This is a genomic window from Citrobacter sp. 506 (assembly GCF_050434985.1).
Taxonomy (GTDB): Bacteria; Pseudomonadota; Gammaproteobacteria; order Enterobacterales; family Enterobacteriaceae; genus Citrobacter; species Citrobacter braakii.
This window is the reverse complement of record NZ_JBNDJN010000005.1, coordinates 408,269-430,285: the sequence shown is the minus strand read 5'-3', so window position 1 is coordinate 430,285 and position 22,017 is coordinate 408,269. Positions and strand designations below refer to the sequence as shown.

The window sequence follows — 22,017 nt, the reverse complement described above, 5'->3', positions numbered from 1 at the left end:
TTTTTTACTCCTGATTCACGCGATTAAGCTTGCCCACAGCGGCAGCCATTAATACTTCCTGAGTGGCCTGCTCGCGAGTGAACTCACCGCCGAGATGCCCTTCATGCATAACGATAATTCGATCGCTCATGCCCAATACTTCTGGCATCTCAGAGGAGACCAGAATGATGCTCAGCCCATCGGCCTTAAACTGGTTGATAAGCTGATAGATTTCTTTTTTAGCCCCAACGTCAACGCCGCGCGTTGGTTCATCGAGGATCAGGACTTTTGGTCGGGTCATCAGACCGCGCGCAATCGCCACTTTCTGCTGATTACCGCCAGAAAGCAGACCGATAGCCTGTTCCATCGATGGCGTTTTAACATTGAACAGACGAATAAAATCACCTACCGCCTGCTGCTCGTCTTTATGTTTAAGGCTTCCACCAGCGCGACTGAAATAACGCAGCGCGGTTAGTGACATGTTCTCTTTCACCGACATGCCCAGCACTAAACCATCGCGTTTACGGTCTTCAGAAATATAGACGATGCCGTTAGCCAACCCATCCTGCGGCGAACGGGTGACCACTTCATGGCCATCAAGCGTGACGTAACCGCTGGTGCGCGGCAATGCGCCGTACAACACTTTCATCAGCTCGGTACGTCCGGCACCCATCAGCCCCGATACGCCAAGGATCTCGCCTTTACGCAGCGTGAATGAAACATCGTTTACGCCAGGGCCGCACAGGTTATCGACCTTAAGGCGAATATCACCCGGCGCTTTTTCCAGGCGCGGGTATTGATCTTCCAGCTTACGTCCCACCATCATTTCAATCAGCGAGTCTTCGGTCAGCGAGGCGACTTCACGCTCGGCAATAAACTGCCCGTCGCGAAAAACGGTCACGTCGTCACAAATCTCGAAGATCTCTTTCATGCGGTGAGAAATATAGACAATGCCGCGTCCCTGGGATTTAAGTTCGCGAATGACGCGGAACAGGGATTCGGTTTCGGTATCGGTGAGCGCATCCGTCGGTTCATCCATAATGATGACCTTCGATTCAAAGCTCAGCACTTTGGCAATTTCAACCATCTGCTGATCGCCAATCGACAGTTCACCGACCAGTCTGTCGCTTTTAAAGCGCAGATTCAGTTTGGCAAGCAGCAGATCGGCTTCGGCGTACATCTTCTTCCAGTCAATTTTGCCAAAGCGATTAACGAACTCACGGCCAAGAAAAATGTTCTCGGCGATAGTGAGTTGCGGGATCAAATTCAGCTCCTGGTGGATGATACCGATTCCAGCTTCCTGGGAGGATTTAGGGCCGTTAAAGGTGGTCTCTTTTCCCAACCACAATAAAGAACCGGCATCACGGGTATAGATCCCGGTCAGCACTTTCATCATGGTGGATTTGCCCGCGCCGTTTTCGCCCACCAGCGCCATTACGCGGCCTGGGTAGACATTCAGCGCGGCGCCGGATAGCGCTTTTACGCCCGGGAACGCTTTATCGATCCCTTTGAGTTGCAGTAATGCGTTCATGATGGCCTCAGAACGTGACGCCAGCACAGAGAATGATATTCGCATACGGAGAACACTCTCCGCTGCGAATTACCGCCTGACTGTCTGCGGTTTGTTTTTTGAATTGTTCATGCGTGGTGTAACGAATTTCTATGGTGTTTCCCTGGTGTTGTTGCAGTTGCTCAATGTGGCTGAGCAACGTTTCGTGGAGTTGCGGATTATGTTGTTTAATTTCCGTCGCGAGAATGGCCGCCTCGACCTGCATTTCACGTGTCACCACATCCAGTACCTGCATAAAAGAAGGTACGCCCTGGGTTAATGCCATATCGATACGCGTTGTGCTATTCGGGATGGGTAAACCTGCATCACACACCACCAGCGTATCGGTATGCCCCAGACGGGAGATCACCGATGAAATTTCAGAGTTGAGTACCGTGCCTTTCTTCATTTTCTTTCCCCACTAGCGAAACGTTTCGCTGAAGATAAGTGTAGAGCGAAGAGTGGACATAAAACCACCGCGAAGTTACGAAAATGTGATCGCCATCGAAACGTTTCGCAAGGATTATCATTCGATGAAATGAAAACTGGGAGGGACAAAACAAAACGCCCCCTTTCGCGATGAAAGAGGGCGTCGATGAGATTAAATCTCGACCTGAGTACCGAGCTCAATAACCCGGTTCGGTGGGATTTCAAACTGGTCCGGGGCGCGCAGCGCATTGCGTTGTAGTAGCAGATACAGCTTGCCGCGCAGACGCAGATACCATGGTCGTTTGCCAACAATCAACGACTCATGCGACATGAAGAACGAGGTTTCCATCATCCGACAGCTTAAGCCTTCCAGACCGCAGCGATGGAACACTTCTTCAACGTTCGGCGTTTCGCGCCAACCGTAGCTGGCCACCACGCGCCAGAAGGTGGGCGATAACTGCTCAATCTGCACCCTACGCACATTGTGAACATATGGCGCATCTTCCGTGCGCAGCGTCAGCAGAATAACGCGTTCATGCAGGACCTTGTTATGTTTGAGGTTATGCAGTAGCGCAAACGGGATGACGTTCAATGCACGAGACATGTACACCGCCGTTCCCGGCACGCGTACCGGTGGTGATTTCTCCAGAGAGGCAATCATCGCCTCCAGAGAATTGCCGTGCTCATGCATGCGACGCAGCAGACGGAAACGCTCGCTTTTCCAGGTAGTCATGATGGTGAACATCACCAGACCCAGCGTCAGAGGCAGCCAACCGCCGGAAATCAGTTTATCGAGGTTCGCGGAGAACAGCGGAACATCGACGCACAAGAACGCCACCAGGATCAGGAAGACGAAGTATTTATTCCAGTGCCAGTTTTTGCGCGCCACGGTGGTCGACAGAATTGAGGTCAGCACCATCGTCCCCGTCACCGCAATCCCGTACGCCGCAGCCAGATTGCTGGAGTGTTCAAAGCTCACAATCACAATAACCACTGCAAAATAGAGCATCCAGTTAACGAAAGGAATGTAGATCTGGCCCGACTCCATTTCCGAGGTATGGATGATACGCATCGGCGATAAATACCCCAGACGCACGGCCTGACGCGTCAGTGAGAAGACGCCGGAGATAACCGCCTGTGAAGCGATAACCGTTGCCAGCGCGGCGAGGATCAGGAGCGGTATCAGCGCCCAGTCCGGCGCCAGCAGGAAGAACGGGTTTTTAATCGCTTCAGGATGCTTTAACAGCAACGCCCCCTGACCAAAATAGTTCAGTACCAGCGAAGGCAATACCACGGAGAACCATGCCAGGCGAATCGGCAACTTACCAAAGTGGCCCATATCCGCATACAGCGCTTCAACACCGGTAATCGACAACACCACCGCACCCAGCGCAATAAAGGACAACGTTTTGAATTCGAGGAAGAAATGCACCGCCCAATATGGATTGAGCGCCTGCAGCACTTCCGGATTGCCAATAATACTGCGCACGCCTAACACCGCCAGCGTCAGGAACCACAACAGCATAATCGGCGCAAACAGCTTACCGACCATGCCGGTACCGTGTTTTTGAATCAAAAACAGCAGGGTCAGTACGATTATCGAGAGCGGAACAATCCAGGTATCCAGTTGCGGGGCAATGATCTCCAGACCTTCAATCGCCGACATCACCGAGATAGCAGGCGTTATCACCACTTCTCCATAGAAGAAGCTGCCGCCAATCAACCCCATAATCACCAGCATGGAGGTTGTTCGTGCTGAAGTATTACGCCCGGCCAATGACATCAGCGTCAGGATCCCGCCTTCTCCGGCGTTATCCGCGCGCATGACAAACGTCAGGTATTTAATGGAGACAACAAAGATCAGCAGCCAGAAAATCAGCGAGAGAAAGCCAAATACGGCGTCACGTTCAACGCCAAAACCAAACTGGCCGGACAAACATTCACGAAGCGTATAAAGTGGGCTGGTACCAATATCACCGTAGACAACCCCAATGGCCGCAAGGGTAATCGCAGACAATGATTGTTTATTATCAGTGCTCATAGACTCGTCTTTCGTTTATACACATCATCTTTCAAGCCACCTCCGCGTGGGCTGCATTCGTTATTCCCCCCATCCCAGAAGAAAACTCCATTGCCGCCTTGGTGCAGCTTGATTGATTTGGTGTATATATAAGAAATGTGTGCGTCGTCCCTTGGCCCACAAAAAGGCGCACAGTATGCACGATTAATCGCAAAATCGTACCCCTAAATGAGACCAGATTAATCTGGCTCAAAGAAAAATAAGCGCACCTTCAGTCTATTACTGCACTGGTGTGAAGCATCTATACTCGCTGTTTATGCAGTACATTTGGCGAAAGGACGCCACTTCATTATGGCTCACCCACATTTATTAGCGGAAAGAATTTCCCGTCTGAGCAATGCGCTGGAAAAGGGACTTTATGAACGTAGCCACGCCATTCGTCTGTGTCTGCTGGCTGCACTTAGCGGCGAGAGCGTTTTCTTATTAGGTCCTCCCGGGATCGCGAAAAGCTTAATTGCCCGCAGACTGAAATTTGCCTTTCAAAATGCTCGCGCCTTCGAATATCTGATGACGCGCTTCTCTACGCCGGAAGAGGTTTTCGGCCCGCTGTCCATTCAGGCGTTAAAAGACGAAGGTCGCTATGAACGCTTAACGGCAGGCTATCTCCCTGAAGCTGAAATCGTCTTTCTCGATGAAATCTGGAAGGCGGGACCGGCGATTCTTAACACCCTGCTGACCGCCATCAACGAACGCCACTTCCGCAACGGCGCGCATGAAGAGAAAATCCCGATGCGCCTGCTGGTGGCAGCCTCCAACGAACTGCCTGAAGCAGACAGCAGCCTGGAAGCGCTGTACGACCGTATGCTGATTCGTCTGTGGCTGGATAAAGTCCAGGACAAGGCCAACTTCCGCTCGATGCTGTTAAGTCAGCAGGATGAAAGCGACAATCCGGTCCCGGCATCGTTACAGGTAACGGATGAAGAGTATTACCAGTGGCAAAAGGACATTGGCGCCCTCACGCTTCCCGATCGCGTGTTTGAGCTTATTTTCATGCTGCGCCAGCAGTTGGACACGCTACCGAATGCCCCCTACGTGTCCGATCGTCGCTGGAAAAAAGCCATTCGCTTGCTCCAGGCCAGCGCCTTCTTTAGCGGACGTGATGCGGTAGTTCCCATCGATCTGATCCTGCTGAAAGACTGCCTGTGGTACGACGCACAAAGCCTGAATCTGATGCAGCAGCAGCTGGAAATATTGATGACCGGACACGCATGGCAACAACAAGCCATGCTGACCCGTCTGGGCAGTATTGTGCAGCGCCGCATTCAGCTCCAGCAGCAGCAGAGCGATAAAACAGCATTCACCGTGATCCGTCAGGGCGGCATGTTCAGCCGTCGTCCTCATTATGATTTACCGCCGGAGGCCACGTCTTCCGTCGTGACATTATTACTGCAAAAGCCCTTAAAGCTGCATGATATGGAAGTTATCCATATTGCTTTCGAACGTAGCGCGCTGGAACTGTGGTTAACCAAAGGCGGTGAGATCCGCGGAAAATTAAACGGCATTGGTTTTGCCCAGACGCTGAACATGGAAGTGGATAGCGCGCAGCACCTGGTTGTACGCGACGTCAGCTTACAAGGCTCTCGCCTGGCATTGCCCGGTACATCACAAGAGAGTATGCCCGCAGAAATAAAACAGGAGCTTGAAGCGCTCGATAACGAGTGGCATCAGCAGCACAGCGCATTTAGCGAGCAGCAAAAATGTCTGTTTATTCATAGCGACTGGTTAGGCCGCATTGAGGCCAGCCTGCAGGATGTCGGGGCACAAATCCGCCAGGCGCAACAATGCTGACCCTTGATACACTCAACATCATGCTGGCAGTCAGTGAAGAAGCGATGATCGAAGAGATGATCGTCGCCCTACTGGCTTCTCCGAAGATGGTGGTATTTTTTAACAAATTCCCTCGTCTTAAAAAAGCGATCACTGACGATATTCCCCGCTGGCGTGAATCTTTGCGTAGCCGCCTCAAAGATACCCATGTACCGCCGGAGTTAGCGGAAGAGGTTATATGCTATCAACAAAGCCAGCTCCTCTCTCATGCGCAGTTTATCGTCCAGCTACCGCAAATATTGTCGCTATTACACCACCTCCATTCGCCATGGGCCGGACAAGCGCAGCAGTTGGTCAATGACAACAGCGCGTTTACGCCTGCCCTACATACGCTTTTTCTCCAGCGCTGGCGCCTGAGCCTGGTGGTGCAAACCACAACGCTGAATCAGCAACTGCTGGAAGAAGAGCGCGAGCATTTGCTCAGTGAAGTACAGGAACGGATGACCCTTAGCGGGCAACTGGAACCCGTACTGGCAGAAAATGACAACGCCGCAGGCCGGTTGTGGGATATGAGCGCAGGTCAAATCAAGCGCGGTGATTATCAGTTGATGGTGAAATATGGCGAATTCCTGACGCAACAACCTGAACTCCAGCGTCTGGCTGAGCAGTTAGGCCGTTCCAGAGAAGCGAAATCCGTACCGCGAAAAGATGCGCCAATGGAAACCTTCCGTACCCTGGTGCGCGAACCGGCAACCGTCCCGGAGCAAGTAGATGGCATCCAGCAAAGCGACGATATCCTGCGCCTGCTGCCGCCGGAACTGGCCACGCTGGGCATTACCGAACTGGAATACGAGTTCTACCGACGACTGGTGGAAAAGCAGTTGTTGACCTATCGCCTGCACGGCGAAGCATGGCGTGAGAAAGTCACGGAACGCCCCGTGGTGCATCAGGATTTTGACGAGCAACCGCGCGGACCGTTTATCGTCTGCGTTGATACTTCGGGATCGATGGGCGGGTTTAATGAGCAGTGTGCGAAAGCCTTTTGCCTGGCGCTAATGCGCGTCGCCCTTGCCGATAACCGACGCTGTTTCATCATGCTGTTTTCAACAGAAGTAGTGCGCTATGAGCTATCCGGCCCGGAGGGCATCGAACAGGCGATCCGTTTTTTAAGTCAGCGCTTTCGCGGCGGTACCGATATTGCCAGCTGTTTTCGCGCCATTACTGAGCGCATGCAGGGTCGGGAATGGTTTGATGCTGATGCGGTGGTGATCTCAGATTTTATCGCACAGCGATTGCCCGATGAGGTTGTCAGCAAAGTGGGGGAATTACAGCGGGTGCACCAACACCGTTTTCACGCGGTGGCGATGTCAGCACATGGTAAACCCGGTATCATGCGCATTTTCGATCATATCTGGCGCTTTGATACCGGGATGCGAAGCCGCCTGCTCAGACGCTGGCGGCGTTAATTCTTACAACAGAGAGGCGACGCTTTCACGTACCTGTGCCGGCCATACGCCACACTGAACCTGACCAATGTGTGGTAATTGCAGCAACAGCATGGTCAGACGCGACTGCCCAATTCCTCCACCAATCGTCTGTGGCATTTCACCGCGCAGCAGCGCCTGGTGCCATTCCAGACTCAGACGATCTTCATCTCCGGTCAGAGACAGCTGATGTTTCAGAGCGTCAGCATCCACACGGATCCCCATAGAAGACAGCTCAAACGCATCTTCCAGTACCGGGTTCCAGACCAGAATATCACCGTTCAGACCGGCGTGACCCAGCTCGGACGCTGAACTCCAGTCATCATAATCCGGCGCACGTACATCATGGCGGTGACCGTCGCTGAGCTTGCCGCCGATCCCCACCAGGAATACCGCGCCCAGCTCTTTAGCAATCGCACGTTCACGACCTTTTGCGTCAAGACCCGGATAACGAGATAACAGTTCCTGGCTATGAACAAAGTGGATCTGCTCTGGCAGGAACGGTGCCAGACCAAACTCTTTGCTCACCGCAGCTTCGGTAGCCTTAATTCCCGCCCAGATAGCCTCTACCGTGCTTTTCAGAGTGGAGAATTGACGCTCGCCGTCGCCCATCACGCGCTCCCAGTCCCACTGGTCAACATACACTGAGTGCAGCGGGGAAAGGCGGTCTTCATCAGGACGCAGGGCCTTCATATGCGTGTACAGCCCTTCGCCTGCGCTAAAGTCGTGTTGTCCTAATGTTTGACGCTTCCACTTCGCCAGTGAATGAACCACTTCGAATTGAGCGTCTGGCAATGCTTTAACCTTCACCTGCACCGCTTTTTCACAGCCCGACAAGTTATCTTGCGTGCCATCTCCTACGCGGCTGAGGATCGGAGCCTGAACTTCGATCAGACCTAAACGCTCTTCCAGCTGACGAGAAAAATGAGATTTTACGAAGCTAATTTGACGTTGTTTGGCAATGTAAGCGGTTTTCATTATGTGTACTCCTGTGTCCTGTTGCCTATGATTAAGCAACAGAATGTAGGTAATATTCAATAATCAACAAACAAAAAGCCGTCTTCGATTTTGATTCGTTAAAATTAACGTCTAAAATAGAGGGAATCATTAATCTACATAAGAAAAACCTATGGAAAATTATCAGATCGACAATCTGGACCGCGGCATTCTTGACGCCCTGATGGAAAATGCCCGAACGGCCTATGCCGAATTGGCCAAACAGTTCGGCGTTAGCCCGGGGACAATTCACGTTCGCGTAGAGAAGATGAAGCAGGCCGGGATTATTACCGGCGCGCGGATTGATGTTAGTCCCAAACAGTTAGGCTATGACGTCGGTTGCTTTATCGGCATCATCCTGAAAAGTGCGAAAGACTATCCGTCAGCGTTGGCCAGACTGGAAAGCCTCGATGAGGTGACCGAAGCGTATTACACCACCGGGCACTACAGCATCTTTATAAAGGTGATGTGCAAGTCGATCGACGCGTTACAGCAGGTACTTATCAACAAGATCCAAACAATTGATGAAATTCAGTCCACGGAGACCCTGATCGTCCTGCAAAACCCGATCATGCGTACCATCAAGCCATGATCGCTTTTTTTAATCCCCTATTTTTCCACAGGTAGATCCCAGCTCGCTCACAGCGTACAATACGCCCTCTTTATAAAGGTGGGCGATCATGGCAGAAATCACTCTTATCAGCGGCAGCACGCTTGGCAGTGCGGAATATGTAGCAGAGCATCTGGCTGAAAAACTGGACGACGCGGGTTTTTCCAGCGAAATACTGCATGGGCCAATGCTTGAAGAGGTCCCGACTGATGGGATCTGGCTGATTATTAGCTCCACGCACGGTGCGGGAGACATTCCTGACAACCTGCAGCCTTTATATGATGCCTTATGCGAGCAAAAACCGGACCTTTCACAAGTGCACTTTGGTGCAATCGGGATCGGCAGTCGTGAATATGACACCTTTTGCGGCGCAATCGACAAGCTGGAAGCTGAACTGAAAGCCTGCGGGGCAAAACAGATCGGCGAAACGCTCAGGATCAACGTACTGGAACATGAAATTCCGGAAGATCCAGCTGAAATTTGGCTGGGATCCTGGCATCCATTGCTCAGAGATTTGTAAAGATCGTACTTTTTTATGTGGATAACTCTGGTTAAAAGCTTGGATCAACCGGTAGTTATCCCAAGAACAACCGTTGTTCAGTTTTTGAGTTGTGTATAACCCTTCATTCTGCTCCCAGCTTATACGGGCCAGGATCACCGATCATTCACAGCTAATGATCCTCAACAACCTGTTGATCTTATTCAAAGGATCGCCCTTATCCACAGAAAGTTGCGATCCTAATAAGAGATCACAATAAAACAGATCTCTAAATAAAAAGATCTTCTTTTTAATACCCAGGATCCCAGGGCTTTCTCGATCGACTAAAGTTGAGTAGAATCCACGGCCCGGGCTTCAATCCACTTTCACACCGCGTTATGCGAGGCAATTACCATGTTTTATCAGGATCCTTTTGACGTCATCATCATTGGCGGGGGTCATGCAGGCACCGAGGCCGCAATGGCCGCGGCGCGAATGGGTCAACAGACTCTGCTTTTGACACACAATATCGACACTCTGGGACAGATGAGCTGCAACCCGGCGATCGGCGGTATTGGGAAGGGACACCTGGTAAAAGAAGTGGATGCGCTTGGTGGGTTGATGGCAAAAGCGATCGACCATGCAGGTATCCAGTTTAGGATACTAAACGCCAGCAAAGGGCCAGCCGTTCGTGCTACCCGAGCTCAGGCCGACCGTGTGCTCTATCGCCAGGCAGTACGCACCGCACTCGAGAATCAACCCAACTTGATGATCTTCCAACAGGCGGTTGAAGATCTGATTGTTGAAAACGATCGTGTTGTGGGTGCAGTGACCCAAATGGGACTGAAGTTCCGTGCCAAAGCGGTTGTGTTAACCGTAGGGACTTTTCTTGACGGCAAAATTCATATTGGTCTGGACAACTACAGCGGCGGCCGTGCTGGCGATCCGCCGTCTATCCCGCTGTCACGCCGTCTGCGTGAACTGCCTTTGCGCGTCAGCCGCCTGAAAACCGGTACGCCGCCGCGTATCGATGCACGCACTATTGATTTTAGCGTGCTCGGCCAGCAAAACAGCGATAACCCGATGCCGGTCTTCTCATTCTTGGGCGATGCTTCTCAACATCCGCGTCAGATGCCGTGTTACATCACGCATACCAATGAGAGAACCCATGACGTGATCCGCAATAACCTCGATCGTAGCCCGATGTACGCTGGCGTGATCGAAGGTATCGGTCCGCGCTACTGCCCGTCGATCGAAGACAAAGTGATGCGCTTTGCCGATCGTAATCAGCATCAGATCTTCCTCGAGCCGGAAGGACTGACGTCTAACGAAATTTATCCGAATGGTATCTCCACCAGCTTGCCGTTCGATGTGCAGATGCAAATTGTCCGCTCCATGCAGGGAATGGAAAATGCCAGAATCGTCCGTCCTGGCTACGCGATTGAGTATGACTTCTTCGATCCGCGCGACCTGAAACCCACTCTGGAAAGCAAATTCATCCAGGGTCTGTTCTTTGCGGGCCAGATTAACGGTACTACCGGTTACGAAGAAGCTGCCGCGCAAGGGATGCTGGCGGGTCTGAACGCCGCACGCTTGTCTGCTGAGAAAGACGGCTGGGCACCGCGTCGCGATCAGGCTTATCTTGGTGTACTGGTGGACGATCTGTGTACGCTTGGCACCAAAGAACCGTACCGTATGTTCACCTCACGCGCAGAATACCGTTTGATGCTGCGCGAAGATAACGCCGACCTGCGTCTGACCGAAATTGGTCGTGAACTGGGTCTGGTGGACGACGAGCGCTGGGCTCGTTTCAACGAGAAGCTGGAGCGTATCGAACAGGAACGTCAGCGTCTTAAATCAACCTGGGTAAATCCGTTAGCGGAATCTGCAGCAGAAGTGAATGCTCACCTGGCTACGCCTTTGTCTCGTGAAGCCAGCGGTGAAGATCTCCTGCGCCGCCCGGATATGACCTATGCTCAGTTGACCTCTTTATCTGCGTTCGCACCAGCGCTCGACGATGCTCAGGCCGCGGAACAGGTTGAGATTCAGGTGAAATACGAAGGGTATATCGCCCGTCAGCAGGAAGAAATCGAAAGACAACAGCGTAATGAGAACACCCTGTTGCCTGCAACGCTGGATTATCGTCAGGTCTCAGGCTTGTCGAATGAAGTTATCGCCAAGCTGAACGATCACAAACCGGTATCGATCGGCCAGGCATCGCGTATTTCTGGCGTAACGCCTGCCGCCATTTCCATTCTGCTGGTATGGCTGAAGAAACAAGGTATGCTGCGCCGCAGCGCTTGATAACACTATTTTGGCGGCGGGCGCTTCGCCTGCCCGCCCTACAAATTTGTAGTCCCGATAAGCTATAGCGCATCGGGAAATTGATTATGAACAGGTAACGACCGTGCTCAACAAACTCTCTCGTCTGCTGGCTGATGCTGGTATTTCTCTTACCGATCACCAGAAAAATCAGCTGATTGCGTATGTCGATATGCTGCACAAATGGAACAAAGCGTACAATTTGACGTCGGTACGGGATCCCAACGAAATGCTGGTGCGCCATATTCTGGACAGTATTGTCGTCGCGCCGTATCTGAAGGGGGAGCGTTTTATTGACGTGGGTACGGGACCGGGCCTGCCGGGTATTCCTCTCTCTATCGTGCGCCCTGAAGCGCATTTCACACTGCTGGATAGTCTGGGAAAACGCGTCCGTTTCTTGCGTCAGGTGCAGCATGAGCTTGCGCTTACTAACATCACTCCTGTGCAAAGCCGAGTTGAAGAATTCCCTTCAGAGCCGCCGTTCGATGGGGTCATTAGCCGTGCGTTCGCGTCACTTACTGATATGGTGAGTTGGTGCCATCATTTGCCTGGACTGGATGGGCGTTTTTATGCGCTAAAAGGGCAGTTGCCAGAAGATGAAATTGCTACGTTGCCTGCAGAATTCAGCGTCGAGTTGGTCGAAAAATTACGCGTTCCGCAACTGGATGGTGAACGTCATCTGGTGGTTATTAAGCCAAACAAAATTTAATTTTTATCAAAAAAAATAGAAAAAAAACGGCTATTCAGGTGTTAAAAGTCATAGGGAATAGTGTGGTTAAATGTCGTTACAATTCACTAGCGCCTTACGGTTTTGCATCATAACTATAACGTACCGTTTTTTGTTAAAAGCGAAACAAGTCAGCTGTGAAAATATCAGTCTGCTAAAAATAGAACGTAAGAACCACCCGTTATGTTAATTTTTTATTATAAATGTCAATGCGTGGTTTTTTTGTTGTTAGCTGTTGTTTTTGAAATAGTGGCTATTTTTACGCTTAAATATCAAAAAGATGAAAAGGCATCATTTGCCACGTAAATAAATTATGCGAAGGTGAATATGTTCAATATGTGATCTGGTGCACGCTTTGCCGCCAGTATTTACGCGGCATTTGCAGTTTTGCATGATCGTTCACAGTTTGCTTAAAAGTGATAAATGTGGGGTAGCGAAAAATATTTAAACATTTATTCACTTTTTAGCTACTTATTGTTTGAAATCACGAAGGCGCACCGTATAATTTGACCGCTTTTTGATGCTTGACTCTAAGCCATAAAGAACGTTTTATACGACACGCGGCATACCTCGAAGGGAGCAGGAGTAAAAACGTGATGTCTATGTCGCTCTTGAGTCGAAACGTTGCTCGTAAGCTTTTGCTCACACAGTTTCTGGCGGTAATAGCAAGTGGATTGCTGTTTAGCCTCAAAGACCCTTTCTGGGGCATCTCCGCATTGTGCGGTGGATTGGCAGTGTTACTGCCTAATGTGTTGTTTATGATATTTGCCTGGCGTCACCAGGCGCATACACCAGCTAAAGGCCGAGTAGCCTGGACGTTCGCCTTCGGCGAAGCCTTCAAGGTGTTAGCTATGCTGGTTTTGCTGGTGGTGGCGTTGGCTGTTTTGAAAGCGGTATTCATGCCGCTGATCGTTACGTGGGTTTTGGTGCTGGTGGTTCAGATACTGGCGCCGGCTGTAATTAACAACAAAGGGTAAAGGCATCATGGCTTCAGAAAATATGACGCCGCAGGATTACATAGGACACCATCTGAATAACCTTCAGTTGGACCTACGTACATTCTCGCTGGTGGATCCGCACAACCCCCCAGCCACCTTCTGGACGCTCAATATTGACTCCATTTTCTTCTCGGTGGTTCTGGGTCTGTTGTTCCTGCTTATGTTCCGTAGCGTAGCTAAAAAGGCGACCAGCGGCGTACCAGGTAAATTTCAGACCGCGATTGAGCTGGTAATCGGCTTTGTGCATGGTAGCGTGAAAGACATGTACCATGGCAAAAGCAAGCTGATTGCTCCGCTGGCCCTGACGATTTTCGTCTGGGTATTCCTGATGAACTTGATGGATTTGCTGCCTATCGACCTGCTGCCGTACATCGGTGAGCATATCTTTGGCCTGCCGGCTCTGCGTGTAGTTCCGTCTGCCGACGTGAACATCACCCTGTCGATGGCGCTGGGCGTATTTATCCTCATTCTGTTCTACAGCATCAAAATGAAAGGCATCGGCGGCTTCGCGAAAGAGTTGACGCTGCAGCCGTTCAATCACTGGGCGTTCATCCCTGTCAACTTAATCCTTGAAGGGGTAAGCCTGCTGTCCAAACCAATTTCTCTTGGTCTGCGACTGTTCGGCAACATGTATGCCGGTGAGCTGATTTTCATTCTGATTGCTGGTCTGTTGCCGTGGTGGTCACAGTGGATCCTGAATGTGCCATGGGCCATTTTCCACATACTGATTATCACGCTGCAAGCCTTCATATTTATGGTTCTGACGATTGTCTATCTGTCGATGGCATCTGAAGAGCATTAATTTACCAACACTACTACGTTTTAACTGAAACAAACTGGAGACTGTCATGGAAAACCTGAATATGGATCTGCTGTACATTGCTGCCGCTGTGATGATGGGTCTGGCGGCAATCGGTGCTGCGATCGGTATCGGCATCCTCGGGGGTAAATTCCTGGAAGGCGCAGCGCGTCAACCGGATCTGATTCCTCTGCTGCGTACTCAGTTCTTTATCGTTATGGGTCTGGTGGATGCAATCCCAATGATCGCTGTAGGTCTGGGTCTGTACGTGATGTTTGCTGTCGCGTAGTAAGCGTTGCTTGAATTAAGAGCAATATCAGAACGTTAACTAGATAGAGGCATTGTGCTGTGAATCTTAACGCAACAATCCTCGGCCAGGCCATCGCGTTTGTCCTGTTCGTTCTGTTCTGCATGAAGTACGTATGGCCGCCTTTAATGGCTGCCATCGAAAAACGTCAAAAAGAAATTGCTGACGGCCTTGCTTCTGCAGAACGAGCACATAAGGATCTTGACCTTGCAAAGGCCAGCGCGACCGACCAGCTGAAAAAAGCGAAGGCGGAAGCTCAGGTAATCATCGAGCAGGCGAACAAACGCCGTGCTCAGATCCTGGACGAAGCTAAAACTGAAGCAGAGCAGGAACGTACTAAAATCGTGGCACAGGCGCAGGCGGAAATTGACGCCGAGCGTAAACGTGCTCGCGAAGAGCTGCGTAAGCAAGTTGCTATCCTGGCTGTTGCTGGCGCCGAGAAGATCATCGAACGTTCCGTGGATGAAGCTGCTAATAGCGACATCGTGGACAAACTTGTCGCTGAACTGTAAGGAGGGAGGGGCTGATGTCTGAATTTATTACGGTAGCTCGCCCCTACGCCAAAGCAGCTTTTGACTTTGCCGTTGAGCACCAAAGCGTTGACCGTTGGCAGGATATGCTGACGTTTGCCGCTGAGGTGACGAAAAACGAACAAATGGCAGAGCTTCTCTCTGGCGCGCTGGCGCCGGAAACGCTCGCTGAGTCGTTTATCGCCGTGTGCGGTGAGCAGTTGGACGAAAGCGGCCAAAACCTGATTAGGGTAATGGCTGAAAATAACCGTCTGAATGCGCTCCCGGATGTTCTTGAGCAGTTTATTCATCTGCGTGCAGCTAGTGAGGCTATCTCTGAGGTAGAAGTCACTTCTGCCAATGCACTGAGTGATGAACAGCTTACGAAGATTAGTGCAGCGATGGAAAAACGTCTGTCACGCAAAGTTAAGCTGAATTGCAAAATCGATAAGTCTGTAATGGCAGGCGTAATCATCCGAGCGGGTGATATGGTCATTGATGGCAGCGTACGCGGCCGTCTTGAGCGCCTTGCAGACGTCTTGCAGTCTTAAGGGGACTGGAGCATGCAACTGAATTCCACCGAAATCAGCGAACTGATCAAGCAGCGCATTGCTCAGTTCAATGTTGTGAGCGAAGCTCACAACGAAGGTACTATTGTTTCTGTAAGTGACGGTGTTATCCGCATTCACGGCCTGGCCGATTGTATGCAGGGTGAGATGATTTCCCTGCCGGGTAACCGTTACGCTATCGCACTGAACCTGGAGCGCGACTCCGTAGGTGCCGTTGTGATGGGTCCATACGCTGACCTCGCCGAAGGCATGAAGGTTAAGTGTACGGGTCGTATTCTGGAAGTTCCGGTTGGCCGTGGCCTGCTGGGTCGTGTGGTGAACACTCTGGGTTCCCCAATTGACGGTAAAGGTCCGGTTGATAACGATGGCTTCTCGCCAATCGAAGTTATCGCACCAGGCGTAATCGAACGTCAGTCCGTCGACCAGCCAGTACAGACAGGTTATAAATCTGTTGATGCCATGATCCCAATCGGTCGTGGCCAGCGTGAGCTGATCATCGGTGACCGTCAGACAGGTAAAACCGCGATGGCAATCGACGCCATCATCAACCAGCGTGATTCCGGTATCAAATGTGTGTACGTGGCTATCGGCCAGAAAGCGTCCACCATTTCTAACGTGGTTCGTAAACTGGAAGAACACGGCGCACTGTCCAACACCATCGTTGTTGTGGCGACCGCGTCTGAATCTGCTGCTCTGCAATACCTGGCGCCATATGCCGGTTGCGCAATGGGCGAATACTTCCGTGACCGCGGTGAAGACGCGCTGATCGTTTACGATGACCTGTCTAAACAGGCTGTTGCTTACCGTCAGGTTTCCCTGCTGCTCCGTCGTCCACCAGGACGTGAAGCATTCCCGGGCGACGTATTTTACCTCCACTCCCGTCTGCTGGAGCGCGCATCCCGCGTAAACGCGGAATACGTTGAGAAGTTCACCAATGGTGAAGTTAAAGGTAAAACCGGCTCCCTGACCGCTCTGCCGATTATCGAAACCCAGGCGGGTGACGTTTCTGCGTTTGTTCCGACCAACGTAATTTCCATTACAGATGGTCAGATCTTCCTGGAAACCAACCTGTTCAACTCCGGTATTCGTCCGGCAGTTAACCCGGGTATCTCCGTATCTCGTGTAGGTGGCGCAGCGCAGACCAAGATCATCAAGAAACTGTCCGGTGGTATTCGTACCGCACTGGCGCAGTATCGTGAACTGGCAGCGTTTTCTCAGTTCGCTTCCGACCTGGATGAAGCTACTCGTAAGCAGCTGAGCCACGGTCAGAAAGTAACTGAACTGCTGAAGCAGAAACAGTATGCCCCAATGTCTGTAGCACAGCAGGGTGTGGTGCTGTTTGCGGCTGAACGCGGTTACCTCGAAGATGTGGAACTGGCGAAAATCGGTAGCTTTGAAGCCGCTCTGCTGGCTTACGTTGACCGTGACCACGCTCCGCTGATGCAAGAGATCAACCAGTCCGGTGGCTATAACGATGAAATCGAAGGCAAGCTGAAAGCTATCCTCGATTCCTTCAAGGCAACCCAGTCCTGGTAACGTCTGGCGGTCTGCTTTAGGGCGGACCGCAAGGCATTGAGGAGAAGCTCATGGCCGGCGCAAAAGAGATACGTAGTAAGATCGCAAGCGTCCAGAACACGCAGAAGATCACTAAAGCGATGGAGATGGTCGCCGCTTCCAAAATGCGTAAATCGCAGGATCGCATGGCGGCCAGCCGTCCTTATGCAGAGACCATGCGCAAAGTGATTGGTCACCTTGCGAATGGTAATCTGGAATATAAGCACCCTTACCTGGAAGAACGCGACGTTAAGCGCGTGGGCTACCTGGTGGTGTCGACCGACCGTGGTCTGTGCGGTGGCTTGAACATTAACCTGTTCAAAAAGCTGCTGGCGGATATGAAAGCATGGTCCGATAAAGGCGTTCAGTGCGATATCGCAATGATCGGCTCTAAGGGCGTGTCTTTCTTTAACTCCGTTGGCGGTAATGTGATTGCTCAGGTAACCGGCATGGGGGATAACCCTTCCCTGTCCGAACTGATCGGTCCGGTTAAAGTGATGCTGCAGGCCTACGATGAAGGTCGTCTGGACAGACTGTACGTTGTCAGCAACAAATTTATTAACACCATGTCTCAGACGCCAACCATCACCCAACTGCTGCCTCTGCCGGCATCAGATGATGATGAATTGAAGCGTAAATCCTGGGATTACCTGTATGAGCCAGACCCGAAAGCGCTGCTGGATACCCTGCTGCGTCGTTATGTCGAGTCTCAGGTTTATCAGGGCGTGGTAGAAAACCTGGCCAGCGAGCAGGCCGCACGTATGGTGGCGATGAAAGCCGCGACCGACAATGGCGGCAGCCTGATTAAAGAGCTGCAGTTGGTATACAACAAAGCTCGTCAGGCCAGCATTACTCAGGAACTCACCGAAATCGTCGGTGGTGCATCCGCGGTATAACCAGGTTAATTCGTAGAGGATTCAAGATGGCTACTGGAAAAATTGTCCAGGTAATCGGCGCCGTGGTTGACGTCGAATTCCCTCAGGATGCCGTACCGCGCGTGTACGATGCTCTTGAGGTTATGAATGGTAAAGAGAGCCTGGTGCTGGAAGTTCAGCAGCAGCTCGGCGGCGGTATCGTACGTACCATCGCCATGGGTTCTTCCGACGGTCTGCGTCGTGGTCTGGAAGTTAAAGATCTCGAGCACCCGATCGAAGTCCCGGTAGGTAAAGCAACTCTGGGTCGTATCATGAACGTCCTGGGTCACCCGATCGACATGAAAGGCGATATCGGTGAAGAAGAGCGTTGGGCTATCCACCGCGCGGCACCTTCCTATGAAGAGCTGTCCAGCTCTCAGGAACTGCTGGAAACCGGCATTAAAGTTATCGACCTGATGTGTCCGTTCGCTAAGGGCGGTAAAGTTGGTCTGTTCGGTGGTGCGGGTGTAGGTAAAACCGTAAACATGATGGAGCTGATCCGTAACATCGCGATCGAACACTCCGGTTACTCCGTGTTTGCGGGCGTGGGTGAACGTACTCGTGAGGGTAACGACTTCTACCACGAAATGACCGACTCCAACGTTCTGGACAAAGTATCCCTGGTATATGGCCAGATGAACGAGCCGCCGGGAAACCGTCTGCGCGTTGCTCTGACCGGTCTGACCATGGCAGAGAAGTTCCGTGACGAAGGTCGTGACGTTCTGCTGTTCGTCGATAACATCTATCGTTACACCCTGGCCGGTACAGAAGTATCCGCACTGCTGGGTCGTATGCCATCAGCGGTAGGCTACCAGCCGACCCTGGCGGAAGAGATGGGTGTTCTTCAGGAACGTATCACCTCTACCAAAACCGGTTCTATCACCTCCGTTCAGGCGGTATACGTACCTGCGGATGACTTGACTGACCCATCCCCAGCAACCACCTTTGCTCACTTAGATGCAACCGTGGTACTGAGCCGTCAGATCGCATCTCTGGGTATCTACCCGGCAGTTGACCCGCTGGACTCCACCAGCCGTCAGCTGGATCCGCTGGTTGTTGGTCAGGAACACTACGACACCGCGCGTGGCGTACAGTCCCTGCTGCAGCGTTATCAGGAACTGAAAGACATCATCGCCATCCTGGGTATGGATGAACTGTCTGAAGAAGACAAACTGGTGGTAGCACGCGCACGTAAAATTCAGCGCTTCCTGTCCCAGCCGTTCTTCGTTGCGGAAGTATTCACCGGTTCTCCGGGTAAATACGTATCCCTGAAAGACACCATCCGTGGCTTTAAAGGCATCATGGAAGGCGAATACGACCACCTGCCAGAGCAGGCGTTCTACATGGTTGGTTCTATCGACGAAGCCGTGGAAAAAGCCAAAAAACTTTAACGCCTTAATCGGAGGGTGATATGGCAATGACTTACCACCTGGACGTCGTCAGCGCAGAGCAGCAAATGTTCTCTGGTCTGGTCGAAAAAATCCAGGTAACGGGTAGTGAAGGTGAACTGGGTATTTTCCCGGGTCACGCACCGCTGCTCACCGCCATTAAGCCTGGTATGATCCGCATCGTTAAACAGTTCGGTCATGAAGAGTTTATCTATCTGTCCGGCGGCATTCTCGAAGTGCAGCCTGGCAGCGTGACCGTTCTGGCTGATACCGCGATTCGCGGACAGGATCTCGATGAAGCGAGAGCCCTGGAAGCGAAGCGTAAGGCTGAAGAGCACATCAAGAGCTCTCATGGTGACGTGGATTACGCTCAGGCATCTGCGGAACTGGCCAAAGCGATCGCGAAACTGCGCGTTATCGAGTTGACCAAAAAAGCGATGTAACACCGGCTTGAAAAGCACAAAAGCCAGTCTGGTTGCCAGGCTGGCTTTTTTTATGGTTTTGTTTCAGTGAAAGTGGAACTAAAAAGCTGTTTTATTATTTTGTGATTTATATCACAAAAATATTGATCGGTTAAAAAATGAGGCGTAGACTCTTTTTTATGTGATGTGTATCACATAATTAACTCAGATAAAAACAGGATACCAACATGAAACTGATTAATAAAATCATCGCCCTTTTCAGCAGCATGGAAGTTTAGTCTTCCCAACCTGCTCTGTGGCGCGATGCTTCATACGGTTATCAGCACGCGCCAGCTGTTATTAAATCCCCCTCCTCCGCTTTATCGTTTGTCCTCTTCCCTTTTAAAACAGTATTTTTCTGCTTCTCGCTGAATCACATTAATAAAATTATACTTTTCTTTTGTAACTCTTTATTCATGCAGTAAAAAAATAGCAAAAACATTAACCTAGGCTTTAATAAGAGCAGACTCCTGGTTTTTGGGAGACAAAAGACGCCGAAATAGACGAAAATAGAGAGTTATCAGAGGGGAAATTTCCCCGATTGAACGTTTTATCTTCGGTCCATTTCACGATGAAAAAAATGTAGTATTTTCAATGTGAAACGGTATAAATTCGTTCTCAAATTACAGTCAGGACGTGTATGTTGAATAATGCTATGAGCGTCGTGATCCTTGCCGCAGGCAAAGGCACGCGTATGTATTCCGATCTCCCTAAAGTGCTGCATACCCTCGCAGGAAAGCCGATGGTTCAGCATGTCATTGATGCCGCTAATGAATTAGGTGCGACTCACGTACATCTGGTCTACGGGCACGGTGGTGATTTGCTTAAGCAGACGCTGAAAGATGGCAATCTAAACTGGATTCTGCAGGCAGAGCAGTTGGGGACCGGCCATGCAATGCAGCAGGCAGCGCCATTCTTTGGTGATGACGAAGACATTTTAATGCTCTATGGCGATGTGCCGCTGATTTCTACCGATACCTTACGTAGCCTGCGTGATGCTAAACCGCAGGGCGGCATCGGCCTGTTAACGGTAAAACTGGATGATCCATCCGGCTATGGGCGTATTACGCGTGAGAACGGTAACGTCACCGGTATCGTCGAGCATAAAGATGCAACTGACGAGCAGCGCCAAATCCAGGAAATCAACACCGGTATTCTGATTGCCAATGGCGCTGATATGAAGCGCTGGCTGTCCAAACTCACCAATAACAATGCGCAGGGTGAATACTACATCACCGATATCATTGCGATGGCGTATCAGGAAGGACGCGAAATTGCTGCGGTACATCCAGCACGTATTAGCGAAACGGAAGGGGTGAATAACCGTCTTCAGTTATCCCGTCTGGAGCGTGTTTATCAGTCCGAGCAAGCAGAGAAACTGCTGCTGGCGGGCGTGATGCTGCGCGATCCTGCACGTTTTGATCTTCGCGGTACGCTTATTCACGGGCGCGATGTTGAAATTGATACTAACGTTATCATTGAAGGTAACGTAACCGTTGGTGATCGCGTCAAGATTGGTGCTGGCTGTATCATCAAAAACAGCGTGATTGGTGAAGGTTGTGAGCTTAGCCCATACAGTGTGGTGGAAGATGCCCATCTGGAAGCCGCTTGCACCATCGGCCCATTCGCGCGTCTGCGCCCGGGTGCTGAGCTGCAGGAAGGCGCGCACGTGGGTAACTTCGTCGAAATGAAAAAAGCGCGTCTGGGTAAAGGTTCTAAAGCTGGTCATCTGACCTATCTGGGCGATGCGGAAATTGGCGATAATGTGAATATCGGCGCGGGTACGATTACCTGCAACTACGATGGTGCCAATAAGTTTAAAACCATTATTGGTGATGATGTGTTTGTGGGTTCAGATACTCAGTTGGTGGCGCCTGTCACCGTGGGTAAAGGTGCGACGATTGCCGCCGGAACCACCGTAACGCGTAATGTCGCCGATAACGAACTGGTATTAAGCCGTGTACCTCAGGTCCATAAACAGGGCTGGCAGCGTCCGGTGAAGAAGAAGTAAGTGATTTTTGCCGGATGGCGGCCTACGTGCGGTGACGTTCTGTAGGCCTGATAAGCGTAAGCGCCATCAGGCAGACAAGAGATGAG

The 22,017-nt window shown here is 51.2% G+C and carries 20 protein-coding genes; 16 read left to right on the top strand and 4 right to left on the bottom strand.

Annotated elements, in window-relative coordinates; translation table 11 throughout:
• Positions 1 to 4 precede the first annotated feature (4 nt).
• The 3 genes from rbsA to kup form a co-directional block, all read right to left on the bottom strand.
• Positions 5 to 1,510 carry a ribose ABC transporter ATP-binding protein RbsA gene (rbsA, locus tag ABIE10_RS19740; RefSeq protein ID WP_003023764.1) on the bottom strand — a complete coding sequence of 502 codons (1,506 nt, stop codon included), beginning with the start codon at positions 1,508 to 1,510 and terminating at the stop codon, positions 5 to 7.
• A 7-nt stretch (positions 1,511 to 1,517) separates the two neighbouring features.
• Positions 1,518 to 1,937, bottom strand: coding sequence for a D-ribose pyranase (gene rbsD / locus ABIE10_RS19735; protein WP_016155090.1), 420 nt, complete (start codon positions 1,935 to 1,937; stop codon positions 1,518 to 1,520).
• Between the two features lie 192 nt (positions 1,938 to 2,129).
• Positions 2,130 to 3,998 (bottom strand): low affinity potassium transporter Kup, encoded by a 1,869-nt coding sequence (gene kup, locus ABIE10_RS19730; RefSeq protein WP_003023768.1) that lies wholly within the window; start codon positions 3,996 to 3,998, stop codon positions 2,130 to 2,132.
• Positions 3,999 to 4,328: 330 nt separating this feature from the next.
• Between kup and ravA the strand changes: the two genes are divergently transcribed.
• Positions 4,329 to 5,825 carry an ATPase RavA gene (gene ravA, locus ABIE10_RS19725; protein WP_429156782.1) on the top strand — a complete coding sequence of 499 codons (1,497 nt, stop codon included), beginning with the start codon at positions 4,329 to 4,331 and terminating at the stop codon, positions 5,823 to 5,825.
• Positions 5,819 to 7,270 (top strand): ATPase RavA stimulator ViaA, encoded by a 1,452-nt coding sequence (gene viaA, locus ABIE10_RS19720; protein ID WP_016155088.1) that lies wholly within the window; start codon positions 5,819 to 5,821, stop codon positions 7,268 to 7,270. Before ravA ends, viaA begins: the two co-directional genes overlap by 7 nt.
• Positions 7,271 to 7,273: 3 nt before the next feature.
• On the opposite strand, the gene asnA is transcribed toward viaA, so the two are convergent.
• Positions 7,274 to 8,266: an aspartate--ammonia ligase gene (gene asnA / locus ABIE10_RS19715; protein WP_016155087.1), complete on the bottom strand. Its 993-nt coding sequence runs from the start codon at positions 8,264 to 8,266 to the stop codon at positions 7,274 to 7,276.
• A 151-nt stretch (positions 8,267 to 8,417) separates the two neighbouring features.
• Between asnA and asnC the strand changes: the two genes are divergently transcribed.
• From asnC to glmU, 14 genes are all read left to right on the top strand, one after another.
• On the top strand, positions 8,418 to 8,876 hold the full coding sequence (asnC, locus tag ABIE10_RS19710; protein ID WP_003023780.1) for a transcriptional regulator AsnC: 459 nt from the start codon (positions 8,418 to 8,420) through the stop codon (positions 8,874 to 8,876).
• 88 nt (positions 8,877 to 8,964) lie between these two features.
• A complete protein-coding gene (gene mioC / locus ABIE10_RS19705) occupies positions 8,965 to 9,414 on the top strand; it encodes an FMN-binding protein MioC (RefSeq protein WP_016155086.1) in 450 nt (149 codons plus the stop codon).
• 372 nt (positions 9,415 to 9,786) lie between these two features.
• A complete protein-coding gene (mnmG, locus tag ABIE10_RS19700; RefSeq protein WP_016155085.1) occupies positions 9,787 to 11,676 on the top strand; it encodes a tRNA uridine-5-carboxymethylaminomethyl(34) synthesis enzyme MnmG in 1,890 nt (629 codons plus the stop codon).
• Positions 11,677 to 11,779: 103 nt separating this feature from the next.
• A complete protein-coding gene (gene rsmG / locus ABIE10_RS19695; RefSeq protein ID WP_141875727.1) occupies positions 11,780 to 12,403 on the top strand; it encodes a 16S rRNA (guanine(527)-N(7))-methyltransferase RsmG in 624 nt (207 codons plus the stop codon).
• A gap of 614 nt (positions 12,404 to 13,017) precedes the next feature.
• Complete coding sequence (gene atpI, locus ABIE10_RS19690) at positions 13,018 to 13,398, top strand: F0F1 ATP synthase subunit I (RefSeq protein WP_003023790.1); 381 nt, start codon at positions 13,018 to 13,020, stop codon at positions 13,396 to 13,398.
• Between the two features lie 7 nt (positions 13,399 to 13,405).
• Positions 13,406 to 14,221 (top strand): F0F1 ATP synthase subunit A, encoded by an 816-nt coding sequence (atpB, locus tag ABIE10_RS19685; RefSeq protein WP_003023792.1) that lies wholly within the window; start codon positions 13,406 to 13,408, stop codon positions 14,219 to 14,221.
• A gap of 46 nt (positions 14,222 to 14,267) precedes the next feature.
• A complete protein-coding gene (gene atpE, locus ABIE10_RS19680; protein ID WP_003023794.1) occupies positions 14,268 to 14,507 on the top strand; it encodes a F0F1 ATP synthase subunit C in 240 nt (79 codons plus the stop codon).
• 59 nt (positions 14,508 to 14,566) lie between these two features.
• The gene (gene atpF, locus ABIE10_RS19675) at positions 14,567 to 15,037 is read left to right on the top strand and encodes a F0F1 ATP synthase subunit B (protein WP_003827022.1); all 471 of its coding nucleotides are present in this window, start codon (positions 14,567 to 14,569) and stop codon (positions 15,035 to 15,037) included.
• Positions 15,038 to 15,051: 14 nt separating this feature from the next.
• On the top strand, positions 15,052 to 15,585 hold the full coding sequence (gene atpH / locus ABIE10_RS19670; RefSeq protein ID WP_006687767.1) for a F0F1 ATP synthase subunit delta: 534 nt from the start codon (positions 15,052 to 15,054) through the stop codon (positions 15,583 to 15,585).
• Between the two features lie 12 nt (positions 15,586 to 15,597).
• Positions 15,598 to 17,139, top strand: coding sequence for a F0F1 ATP synthase subunit alpha (gene atpA, locus ABIE10_RS19665; protein WP_003023802.1), 1,542 nt, complete (start codon positions 15,598 to 15,600; stop codon positions 17,137 to 17,139).
• A 50-nt stretch (positions 17,140 to 17,189) separates the two neighbouring features.
• Positions 17,190 to 18,053, top strand: coding sequence for a F0F1 ATP synthase subunit gamma (gene atpG, locus ABIE10_RS19660; RefSeq protein WP_016155083.1), 864 nt, complete (start codon positions 17,190 to 17,192; stop codon positions 18,051 to 18,053).
• A 26-nt stretch (positions 18,054 to 18,079) separates the two neighbouring features.
• A complete protein-coding gene (gene atpD, locus ABIE10_RS19655) occupies positions 18,080 to 19,462 on the top strand; it encodes a F0F1 ATP synthase subunit beta (RefSeq protein WP_003023806.1) in 1,383 nt (460 codons plus the stop codon).
• Between the two features lie 20 nt (positions 19,463 to 19,482).
• Entirely contained in the window at positions 19,483 to 19,902 is a 420-nt protein-coding gene (locus ABIE10_RS19650; RefSeq protein ID WP_003023809.1) for a F0F1 ATP synthase subunit epsilon, read from the top strand.
• A gap of 658 nt (positions 19,903 to 20,560) precedes the next feature.
• Entirely contained in the window at positions 20,561 to 21,931 is a 1,371-nt protein-coding gene (gene glmU, locus ABIE10_RS19645; protein WP_019077996.1) for a bifunctional UDP-N-acetylglucosamine diphosphorylase/glucosamine-1-phosphate N-acetyltransferase GlmU, read from the top strand.
• The last annotated feature ends 86 nt before the right edge of the window (positions 21,932 to 22,017 follow it).

Bases quoted from the DNA above. Each gene is read 5' to 3' on its own strand.
- rbsA (WP_003023764.1), bottom strand. From the start codon at position 1,510: ATGAACGCATTACTGCAACTCAAAGGGATCGATAAAGCGTTCCCGGGC.
- rbsD (WP_016155090.1), bottom strand. From the start codon at position 1,937: ATGAAGAAAGGCACGGTACTCAACTCTGAAATTTCATCGGTGATCTCC.
- kup (WP_003023768.1), bottom strand. From the start codon at position 3,998: ATGAGCACTGATAATAAACAATCATTGTCTGCGATTACCCTTGCGGCC.
- ravA (WP_429156782.1), top strand. From the start codon at position 4,329: ATGGCTCACCCACATTTATTAGCGGAAAGAATTTCCCGTCTGAGCAAT.
- viaA (WP_016155088.1), top strand. From the start codon at position 5,819: ATGCTGACCCTTGATACACTCAACATCATGCTGGCAGTCAGTGAAGAA.
- asnA (WP_016155087.1), bottom strand. From the start codon at position 8,266: ATGAAAACCGCTTACATTGCCAAACAACGTCAAATTAGCTTCGTAAAA.
- asnC (WP_003023780.1), top strand. From the start codon at position 8,418: ATGGAAAATTATCAGATCGACAATCTGGACCGCGGCATTCTTGACGCC.
- mioC (WP_016155086.1), top strand. From the start codon at position 8,965: ATGGCAGAAATCACTCTTATCAGCGGCAGCACGCTTGGCAGTGCGGAA.
- mnmG (WP_016155085.1), top strand. From the start codon at position 9,787: ATGTTTTATCAGGATCCTTTTGACGTCATCATCATTGGCGGGGGTCAT.
- atpI (WP_003023790.1), top strand. From the start codon at position 13,018: ATGTCTATGTCGCTCTTGAGTCGAAACGTTGCTCGTAAGCTTTTGCTC.
- atpB (WP_003023792.1), top strand. From the start codon at position 13,406: ATGGCTTCAGAAAATATGACGCCGCAGGATTACATAGGACACCATCTG.
- atpE (WP_003023794.1), top strand. From the start codon at position 14,268: ATGGAAAACCTGAATATGGATCTGCTGTACATTGCTGCCGCTGTGATG.
- atpH (WP_006687767.1), top strand. From the start codon at position 15,052: ATGTCTGAATTTATTACGGTAGCTCGCCCCTACGCCAAAGCAGCTTTT.
- atpA (WP_003023802.1), top strand. From the start codon at position 15,598: ATGCAACTGAATTCCACCGAAATCAGCGAACTGATCAAGCAGCGCATT.
- atpG (WP_016155083.1), top strand. From the start codon at position 17,190: ATGGCCGGCGCAAAAGAGATACGTAGTAAGATCGCAAGCGTCCAGAAC.
- atpD (WP_003023806.1), top strand. From the start codon at position 18,080: ATGGCTACTGGAAAAATTGTCCAGGTAATCGGCGCCGTGGTTGACGTC.
- ABIE10_RS19650 (WP_003023809.1), top strand. From the start codon at position 19,483: ATGGCAATGACTTACCACCTGGACGTCGTCAGCGCAGAGCAGCAAATG.
- glmU (WP_019077996.1), top strand. From the start codon at position 20,561: ATGTTGAATAATGCTATGAGCGTCGTGATCCTTGCCGCAGGCAAAGGC.